Genomic DNA, 1,574 nt, shown 5'->3' on the forward strand with positions numbered 1-1,574 from the left:
GCCAGGCCGGCCCGGCGCCCGGGCAGCCACCGCGGCGCGGGGGCCGCCGCCCGACTCCGGGCGCTCCGGCCGCGCGGGCCCCGTACACCGGAGGGCACCGCCGACCCCAAGTCGTCGGCCACGTACGGAAGTTCACCCGGCAGCGGCAGCGGCAGCGGCAGCGGATCCGGCTCCGCGCCCCCGGCGAGCACGCATCCCGCGCACCTGCCGTGGTTCACGCCGGACACCGGACCGAGGCCGCCGGCCCGGCGCTCCGCTCCGTGGGACGAGTCCCGCTCCGCACCGCAGCACCCCCAGCACTCCGCACCGCACGAGAACGGCCCGACCACCCCGACGACGAAGGGAAACACGTGATCACTCATCGCAGAGTGAGTGCGGCGGGCGTCGCGCTCATGATCGGCGGCGCGGGCATGCTCCTCGCCGCGGCCCCGGCGCAGGCCGCCGAGGTCAGTTACGAGACGGAGTGCATCCCGCCGCCGATCTCCGGCATGGACCCGATCCAGGGCACCACCGTGGTGGACATCGAGGCGCCCGCCGAGGCGAAGGTCGGCGACGAGGTCGACGTGGTGTGGAAGACGGTGGAGGGAGCGTCCAAGAATCCGGACATCCTCGACCTCTCGGAGAACACCGTGAAGCCGACCGGCACCCTCAAGGTCGGCGGCGCCCAGACGGAGGACCTCGCAGTGGAGGGCGAGCGGAAGAATCCGCCGATCCCGAAGGGCGCCCCGATGGTGCTTTCCGACATGGTCGGCAAGCTGAAGCTCACCGCGCCCGGCAAGGTCACCCTGACCCCCGACAAGTACGACATCAACGTCAGCGAGCCCATCTCCACCGACACCAAGTGCTCGCCGCAGGAGGACGTCGGGGCGGGCGCGACGATCGACGTCACGGACGGCGGCGGGGATTCGGGCGGCTCCACCGGCGGTGACAGCGGCGGCTCCGGCGGTGACTCGGGTGGCTCCGGCGGCGACACCGGCGGGACCACGGGCGGCGACAGCGGCGGCTCCGGCGGCGACAGCGGCGGCGACTCGGGCGGCTCCACCGGCGGTGGCGGCGGCGAGACCGACTTCGAGGGCAAGGAGGTGCAGGTCCCCTACAAGTGCAAGACGCCGATCGGTGACAAGGAGGCCACCTCGCCCGTCCAGATCAACGCCAAGAAGGACGGCGGCAGTTACGGCCTCACCGTGCAGTTCAAGGAATCGGTGATGGACTCGCCCGCCGACATCCCGGCGGACTCGGTCAAACCGTCGATGGCGGTGAAACTGGGCGGCGCCGACAAGGGCACCGTGAAGGTCGAGGGCCCGACGAACCCCGAGCCCATCAAGTCCGGCGACCCGATGACCATCCCCGACCTCAAGGGCACCTACAAACCGGGCGCGGACGGCAAGTCCACCCTGTCACCCGGCGTCCTGACGGTGGAGGCCCTCGGTACGACCACCACCTGCACCCCGGACAAGACCGAGGTCTCCCTCGAACTCGACACCTCGGCCCAGCCCGGCGGCGCCTCCGGCGGAGACTCCGCGGGCGGCGGCGAGGCGGGCGGCGGCGAGGCGGGCGGGGCCGCGGGCGGCGGC

The 1,574-nt window shown here is 73.1% G+C and carries 2 protein-coding genes; one reads left to right on the forward strand and one right to left on the reverse strand.

Annotated elements, in window-relative coordinates:
* A partial coding sequence (locus DY218_RS35410; protein ID WP_233521886.1) for a hypothetical protein occupies positions 1 to 362 on the reverse strand: 362 nt, incomplete at its 3' end.
* A 30-nt stretch (positions 363 to 392) separates the two neighbouring features.
* Here DY218_RS35410 and DY218_RS24370 point away from each other — a divergent pair.
* Positions 393 to 1,574, forward strand: a 1,182-nt coding sequence (locus DY218_RS24370) for a hypothetical protein (protein WP_128558281.1), incomplete at its 3' end; no start/stop codon positions are given.

The sequence above is a fragment of the Streptomyces triticagri genome (assembly GCF_003429565.1).
Lineage (GTDB): Bacteria > Actinomycetota > Actinomycetes > Streptomycetales > Streptomycetaceae > Streptomyces > Streptomyces triticagri.